Genomic DNA, 7,861 nt, shown 5'->3' on the forward strand with positions numbered 1-7,861 from the left:
CGTCGCCCCCGACACCGACATCACCGTCCGCGGCACCCTGAACGACGCCGGCGCCATCCTGGAGTCAGAGTTCGGCGAGAAGCTGTTCGAAACCGTCGACCGGGACGGCTGGCCCGACATCCTCAGCCTCTCCGCCGGCACCTCCAACGGCCGCACCGACGGACTGCTCGGCGTCGACGCCTTCATGCGGGAACTCCGGCGGCAGCGCACCCTGCTGGTCGCCTGCGCCGGCAACAACTCCAGCGCCACCCCGTTCTGGCCCGCCGCCTACGCCGACCTCCCCGGCTTCGAGGACGCCGTCCTGTCGGTCGGCGCCCTGCGCGGCGACGGCGAGTCCGGCGCCTGCTTCAGCAACCACGGCGCCTGGGTGAAGGCCTACGCCCCCGGCGAGCGCCTCATCAGCGCCCTCACCGGCTTCGACACCCCCGTACCGTACGTGTACCAGCACTCCACCTACGACGACTGCCGTTACGGCTTCGGCTACGCCTGCACCTGCCGGCACCCCCGGCACACCGGCGCCCTGAGCGAGGAGGGTGGCTCCGGCAAGCCGGACCAGGTGATGTTCGAGGGCCTCGCCCAGTGGAGCGGCACCTCGTTCGCCACGCCCGTCGCCGCCGGCATGATCGCCGCCCACATGAGCGCGCGGGCCGAGACCGACCCGCGCGCCGCCCGGCGGCAGTTGATGGACGCGAACAGCGAGGTCGCCGAGGTACGCGGGGCCAAGGTGCCGGCGCTCGTCCCGGCCACCTGGCGTCCCGTGCCGGTCGCGCTCCCCTCCCCCCGGACATGAGGTCCGGAACCGTTCCCTCCGCGGCGTACGATGACGTGCCGTACACGAGGGGTGGGACCGTGGAGCGTACTGATGTCGGCGCGTTGGTCCGGTCCGCCGCCGGCGGCGACGCGGCGGCCTGGAAGGCGATCGTGGAGGGGCTGGGCCCCCTGGTGTGGTCCGTGGTGCGCGCCCACCGCCTCTCCGACGCCGACGCGCACGAGGTCTACCAGACGGTGTGGTTCCGCTTCGCCCAGAACCTGGGGCGGATCCGCGAACCGGAGAAGACGGGCGCCTGGCTGGCCAGCACGGCGCGGCACGAGTGCCTGAAGGTGCTCAGGAACGCGCGCCGGCTGACCCTGACGGACGACCCGCGGCTCCTGGACCGGGTCAGCGAGGACGGCACACCGGAGCAGTCGCTGCTGGAGGCGGAGGAAGCCGCCGCCCAGAGCGAGCGGGTACGGCGGATGTGGCAGGAGTTCGAGGAACTCGGCGACCGGTGCAGGCAGTTGCTGCGCGTGCTGATCGCCTCGCCGCCGCCGAGCTACCAGGAGGTGTCCGCCGCGCTCGGTATCGCGGTGGGCAGTATCGGGCCCCTGCGCCAGCGCTGTCTGCGCCGGCTGCGGGCCCGGCTCGAGGCACGGGGGGCGATGTGAACGGTACGGACGGCGCGGACGGTGTGCGCGACGGCCGGGACGGCGGCCCCGACGACGGCGGGTCCGGCCGGCCCGCCGGGACGGCGGAGCCGGCCGGCATCGGCGCCGAGATCGAGGCCGACCTGCTGGAGGAGGAACTCCGGCAGGCCGCCGCCGTCCTGGACCCGCTGCCGCCGGTGCTGCTGCAGGCCGCCGTGGACGCCTACGCCCTGCACCGCCTGGACGCCGTGGTGGCCGAGCTGACCTTCGACTCGCTGGTCGACGCCCTCCCGGTCAGAGGAGCCGAGGACCCGCCGCGGATGCTCACCTTCAGCGCGGGCGAGGTGACCGTGGACGTCGAGGTGAGCGCGCACGGCCTCATGGGGCAGCTGCTGCCGCCCCGGCCGGCCCGGATCGAGGTGCTGGGCGGGCCCCGGCCGGGCTCCTCCCTCACCGCCGACGACCTGGGCCGCTTCACCGGTGCCGCCCCGCCGTCCGGCCCGTTCGCCCTGCGCCTGCGGACCGGCGGGGACGTGATCGAGACGGAGTGGCTGCGGACCTGACCCGTGCCCCGGCCCGGGCGCGGCGCCTCGTGCCGCGCCCGGGCGGCGGGAAGGACGCCCGGTCAGCGCGACACGGCCTCCACCAGGACCCGCAGAGCCGAGGCGAGGTCCCGCAGGCCCGGCCCCGCGGGACCGCCCGGCTCGGTCATGTACGTGTCCCTGCGGATCTCCACCATCAGCGCCGTCACCTCCGCCCGCTTCCCGTAGAACTCCAGCGGCACGTACGTCCCGGCGAACGGACTGTCCAGTCCCGTCTCCCCGCAGGGGGCGAACGCCTCGCGGGCCGCCTCGAGCAGGCCGGGCGGCGTGTGGAAGGCGTCGGTGCCCAGGCAGACCGGCGGGCGCGGGCCCGTGCCGTGGAGTTCGTAGGGCAGGGGCGCGGTGGGGTAGGAGTGGACGTCGATGATCACGGCCCGCCCGGTGGCCGCCAGACGGTCCGCCACCGCCTCGGTCATGGCCCGCGCGTACGGACGGAAGTACCGCTCGATCAGCGGCCCGTGGTCGAACCCGTCGGGCCGCAGCGCCTCCTCGTGCGTGGTGCGGGTGTAGACCGCGCCCATCCCGGACGCCAGCATCTCCTCCCGCTCGTCCGGGAACCGCTCGGGGTCGACCACCAGCCGGGACAGCCCGTTCACGAACCGCCACGGAGTGGTTCCGGCCGCCTCGGCGGCGGCCCCGGCGATCGCGGCGGTGTGCGCGTCGGTGATGTGGTCCAGCTCCCGCTCCAGCTCCGCGTCGCCCAGCACGATCCCGGACCGCACCCCGGCCGGTATCTCCCGTGAGGAGTGCGGCACGTGGAGGATCACGGGGGAGTCCCCGGCCCCGGGGAGGAGGGCGTAGGACTGCGGGGTGTCGGTCATCGGGCTGCTCCGGAGGGTTCGTCGGTGGGGCACGGCGTGATCAAGGTGCCACACACCACCGACAACGCGTCGGGACGCAAGGCCGCCGTGCCGGCTACCCCAGCAACTCGCGGACCAGCGCGCCGACCTGTTCCGTCTCGAGGAGGAAACCGTCGTGCCCGTAGGGCGACTCCACCACTCTGAGCCGGTCGGCACCGGGGAGGTGCGCGGCCAGTTCGGCCTGCTGGGACAGCGGATACAGGCGGTCCGAGTCGACCCCGGCCACCAGCGCGGGCGCGGTCACCCGGCGCAGGGCCGCCCGGACGCCGCCCCTGCCGCGTCCCACGTCGTGGCCGTTCATCGCCTCCGTCAGCACCACGTAGCTGCCCGCGTCGAACCTCCGGACGAGCTTGGCCGCGTGATGGTCGAGGTACGACTCGACCCGGTACCGGCCGCCGCGCCACGGATCCTCCGCACCCTGCGGCTCCCGGCCGAACCGGGCCGACAGCTCCGGCTCGCTCCGGTAGGTGACGTGGGCGATGCGCCGGGCGATCCCCAGCCCGGCGTGCGGCCCCCGGCCGGTGTCGTGGTAGTCGCCGCCGTGCCAGTGCGGGTCACTGCGAACGGCGTGCAGCTGGAGGGTGGACCAGGCGATCTGCTCGCCGCTGGCGGCGGCCGCGGTGGCGAGCAGCAGCACCGCCCCCGTGCGCCCGGGATGCGTCACCGCCCACTCCACGGCACGCATCCCGCCCATCGAACCGCCGACGACCAGGGCCCACGTCCCGACGCCGAGCGCGTCCGCCAGCCGGGCCTCGGCGGCGACCTGGTCCCGCTGGGTCAGGTACGGGAAGGCACTGCCCCACCGGCGCCGCCCGCCGGGGCGCGGCGAGGCCGGTCCCGTGCTGCCCTGGCAGCCGCCCAGCACGTTCGGGGCGACGACGAACCAGCGGTCGGTGTCGAGGGCCAGTCCGGGCCCGATCAGCCCGTCCCACCAGCCCGCCGTGGGATGGCCGGGGCCGGCGGGTCCGGCCGCGTGACTGTCACCGGTGAGCGCGTGCAGCACCAGCACGGCGTTGGACCCGTCCGGCGCCAGCCGCCCCCAGGTCTCGAACGCCATTTCCACGCCGGGGAGTTCACCGCCCGCCTCCAGCGGCAGCGGCGCGCCGAGGGCGTGCCAGCGGCGCCGCCCGGGCGGGTCCCCCTCCTGCCAGGCCCCGGTGACCGGCGGGAGGGGGACCGGTGTTCCGGAGGCCGTGAAGGGGTTCAGAGGGCGCCCTTGGCCGCGCGGAAACCGGACTCCAGGTCGGCCCTGAGGTCGGCGAGGTTCTCGATGCCGACCGACAGCCGCACCAGACCCGGCGCGGTTCCGGTCGCCACGAGCTGCTCCTCGTTCAGCTGGCTGTGGGTGGTGGACGCGGGGTGGATGATCAGGCTGCGCACGTCACCGATGTTGGCGAGGTGGCTGAACAGTTCCACACCGTCCACGAACCGCTTGCCCGCCTCGACGCCGCCCTCCAGCTCGAAGGCGAACACCGCGCCGGCACCGCGGGGGAGGTACTTCCGCCCCGCCTCGTACCAGCGGTTGGACGGCAGACCCGGGTGGTGCACCACCGCGACCTCGTCGCGCTGCTCCAGCCACTCCGCCAGCGCCAGCGCGTTGGCCGTCTGCCGCTCCATGCGCAGGCTCAGCGTCTCCACGCCCTGCAGCAGCAGGAACGCGGAGTGCGGGGCGATCGCCGGTCCGAGGTCGCGCAGCAACTGGACGCGCAGCTTGACCGCGAACGCGCCGGGGCCGAGCGCCGGCCAGTACCGCAGGCCGTGGTAGCTGGGGTCGGGCTCGGTGAAGTCCGGGAAGCGCTCGGCGTGTGCGCCGAAGTCGAAGGTGCCGCCGTCCACGACCACGCCGCCGATCGTGGTGCCGTGCCCGCCGAGGAACTTCGTCGCCGAGTGCACCACGATGTCCGCCCCGTGCTCGAGCGGACGCAGCAGGTAGGGCGTGGCGATCGTGTTGTCCACGACCAGCGGCACGCCCGCCTCGTGGGCAACGTCCGCGACCGCCCGCACGTCGAGCACGTTGTTCCGCGGGTTGCCCAGGGTCTCGGCGTAGAGCGCCTTGGTGTCGGGCCGGATGGCCGCGCGCCAGGCCTCGGCGTCGTCGGGATCGTCGACGAAGGACACCTCGATGCCGAACTTCGGCAGGGTGTGCCGGAAGAGGTTGTACGTCCCGCCGTACAGCGAGGTGGCCGAGACGATGTGGTCACCGGCCCCGGCCAGCGTCAGGAGGGCCAGCGTCTGCGCGGCCTGCCCCGAGGACAGGGCCACCGCCGCCGCTCCGCCCTCCAGGGCGGCGACGCGCTGCTCGAGGACGTCCTGGGTGGGGTTGTGGATGCGGGTGTAGATGTTCCCCGGCTCCGCCAGCGAGAAGACGTCGGCGGCGTGCTGGGTGTCCCGGAACACGAACGAGGTCGTCTGGTAGATCGGCGTGGCCCGGGCCCCGGTCGTGGGATCGGGTTCGGCACCGGCATGGACCTGCTTGGTCTCGAACGACCAGGCCGACGTGTCGGGGCCGGTGGACGCCCCCTCGGGCGTGCCGGCGGCGGTGGCGGGTTCGTTGGGCTGGCTCATGAGGTGCTCCTCGTGCGCGGTGCGGGCGCGGACGACGGGTGGCGTGCGGATCCGCGGACCTGGCTGTGGGTGCGGGGCGTGCCGGACGGCCCCGGGGATCAGGGCGTCGGAGGGGACCACGTGCCGACGTGGGTGTCGGTCGCTCGCGCGACACGCCGTGGCGGTGACACGTGTGCGGTCGGTTGCAGCGTGTCACCGGTGCCAGCCTACGGCCGGATGGGCGCTGAATGAGACGGCGTCTCAGTAGGTGGTCGATCTCTTCACGCGGTGTTCATGAACGGCCCGCGCCCGCCGGGCGGCCCGCCGGCCGGGCGGCCCGCCGGCCGGGCCGCCCGGCCGGCCACGGACACGGCTCCGCCCCGGCCGGGCGCGGTGCCGGTCGGGGCGGAGTCGGTGGGATGTCGTCCGGGGTGCCCGGAGCGGGTCAGCCGAGGGAGGCCAGCGCCTCGTTCCACGTGGCGGACGGACGCATGACCGCGGCCGCCTTGGCCGGGTCGGGCTGGTAGTAGCCGCCGATCTCGGCCGGCTCGCCCTGGACGGCGATCAGCTCGTCGACGATCTTCTGCTCGTTCGCGGCGAGCGTCTCGGCGAGCGGGGCGAAGGCCTTCGCCAGGTCCGCGTCGTCGGTCTGCCCGGCCAGCTCCTGCGCCCAGTACAGGGACAGGTAGAAGTGGCTGCCGCGGTTGTCGATGCCGCCGAGGCGACGGCTCGGGGACTTGTCCTCGTTGAGGAAGGTCGCCGTGGCGCGGTCGAGCGCGTCGGCGAGGACCTTGGCGCGGGTGTTGCCCGTGGTCTGGGCGAACTGCTCCAGGGAGGGCACCAGGGCGAAGAACTCGCCCAGGGAGTCCCAGCGCAGGTAGTTCTCCTTGACCAGCTGCTGCACGTGCTTGGGCGCGGAACCGCCCGCACCCGTCTCGAACAGGCCGCCGCCCGCCATCAGCGGGACCACCGACAGCATCTTGGCGCTGGTGCCCAGCTCCAGGATCGGGAACAGGTCGGTCAGGTAGTCGCGCAGCACGTTGCCGGTGACCGAGATGGTGTCCTCGCCGCGGCGGATGCGCTCCACCGACAGCTTGGTGGCCTCGACCGGGTTCAGGACGCGGATGTCCAGGCCCTCGGTGTCGTGCTCGGCCAGGTACCGCTCGACCTTGGCGATCAGGTTGGCGTCGTGGGCGCGGGTCTCGTCCAGCCAGAACACGGCCGGGGCGCCGGTGGCGCGGGCGCGGGTGACGGCGAGCTTGACCCAGTCGCGGATCGGCGCGTCCTTGGTCTGGCAGGCGCGGAAGATGTCACCGGCGGAGACGGCCTGCTCCAGGACGGTGTCGCCGGCCTGGTCGACCAGGCGGACGGTGCCGGTGACCGGGATCTCGAAGGTCTTGTCGTGGCTGCCGTACTCCTCGGCCTTCTGCGCCATCAGGCCCACGTTCGGGACCGAGCCCATCGTGGACGGGTCGAAGGCGCCGTTGGCGCGGCAGTCCTCGATCACGGCCTGGTAGACGCCGGAGTAGCTGGAGTCCGGCAGGACGGCCAGGGTGTCGGCCTCCTGGCCGTCGGGGCCCCACATGTGGCCGGAGGTGCGGATCATGGCCGGCATGGAGGCGTCCACGATGACGTCCGAGGGGACGTGCAGGTTGGTGATGCCCTTGTCGGAGTCGACCATCGCCAGCGCCGGGCCCTCGGCGAGCTCGGCGTCGAAGGACGCCTTGATCTCCGCGCCCCCGGACAGGCCCTCGAGGCCCTTGTAGATGCCGCCCAGGCCGTCGTTCGGGCTGAGGCCGGCCGCGGCGAGCTGCTCGCCGTACCGCGCGAACGTCTTCGGGAAGAAGGCGCGCACCACGTGGCCGAAGACGATCGGGTCGGAGACCTTCATCATCGTGGCCTTCAGGTGCACGGAGAACAGCACGCCCTCCTGCTTGGCGCGGGCGACCTGAGCGGTGAGGAACTCGCGCAGTGCGGCGACCCGCATCACGGAGGCGTCGACGACCTCGTCCTTCAGGACGGGGACGGACTCGCGCAGCACCGTGGTGGTGCCGTCCTCGCCGACCAGCTCGATGCGCAGCGCGCCGTCCTCGGCGATCACCGCGGACTTCTCGGTGGAGCGGAAGTCGTTCTCGCCCATCGTCGCCACGTTGGTCTTGGACTCGGCGGTCCAGGCGCCCATGCGGTGCGGGTGGTTCTTGGCGTAGTTCTTCACCGAGGCGGGGGCGCGGCGGTCGGAGTTGCCCTCGCGCAGGACCGGGTTCACGGCGGAACCCTTGATCTTGTCGTAGCGGGCGCGGATCTCCCGCTCCTCGTCGGTCTTCGGGTCGTCCGGGTAGTCCGGCAGCGCGTAGCCCTGGCCCTGGAGCTCGGCGACCGCGGCCTTGAGCTGCGGGATCGACGCCGAGACGTTCGGCAGCTTGATGATGTTGGCCGCGGTCGCCGAGCTCC

7 protein-coding genes are annotated in these 7,861 nt (G+C 73.5%); 3 read left to right on the top strand and 4 right to left on the bottom strand.

The window, feature by feature from the left end; all coding sequences use genetic code 11:
• The 3 genes from AOK18_RS24390 to AOK18_RS24400 all read left to right on the top strand — a co-directional run.
• Positions 1-790 (top strand): S8/S53 family peptidase (locus tag AOK18_RS24390; RefSeq protein WP_157865157.1); only part of this gene is annotated, 790 nt, incomplete at its 5' end.
• A gap of 59 nt (positions 791-849) precedes the next feature.
• Complete coding sequence (locus tag AOK18_RS24395; RefSeq protein WP_055571652.1) at positions 850-1,425, top strand: RNA polymerase sigma factor; 576 nt, start codon at positions 850-852, stop codon at positions 1,423-1,425.
• Between the two features lie 98 nt (positions 1,426-1,523).
• Complete coding sequence (locus AOK18_RS24400) at positions 1,524-1,967, top strand: hypothetical protein (protein WP_055695723.1); 444 nt, start codon at positions 1,524-1,526, stop codon at positions 1,965-1,967.
• Between the two features lie 62 nt (positions 1,968-2,029).
• Here AOK18_RS24400 and AOK18_RS24405 read toward each other — a convergent pair whose 3' ends face one another.
• The 4 genes from AOK18_RS24405 to AOK18_RS24420 form a co-directional block, all read right to left on the bottom strand.
• Entirely contained in the window at positions 2,030-2,827 is a 798-nt protein-coding gene (locus AOK18_RS24405) for an N-formylglutamate amidohydrolase (RefSeq protein ID WP_055695721.1), read from the bottom strand.
• Between the two features lie 94 nt (positions 2,828-2,921).
• A complete protein-coding gene (gene metX, locus AOK18_RS24410) occupies positions 2,922-4,073 on the bottom strand; it encodes a homoserine O-acetyltransferase MetX (protein ID WP_079105150.1) in 1,152 nt (383 codons plus the stop codon).
• Complete coding sequence (locus AOK18_RS24415) at positions 4,070-5,431, bottom strand: bifunctional o-acetylhomoserine/o-acetylserine sulfhydrylase (RefSeq protein ID WP_074995622.1); 1,362 nt, start codon at positions 5,429-5,431, stop codon at positions 4,070-4,072. The genes metX and AOK18_RS24415 overlap by 4 nt, the downstream gene beginning before the upstream one ends.
• Positions 5,432-5,855: 424 nt before the next feature.
• A partial coding sequence (locus AOK18_RS24420; protein ID WP_055695722.1) for an NADP-dependent isocitrate dehydrogenase occupies positions 5,856-7,861 on the bottom strand: 2,006 nt, incomplete at its 5' end.

It is taken from the genome of Streptomyces prasinopilosus, from assembly GCF_001419695.1.
Taxonomy (GTDB): domain Bacteria; phylum Actinomycetota; class Actinomycetes; order Streptomycetales; family Streptomycetaceae; genus Streptomyces; species Streptomyces prasinopilosus.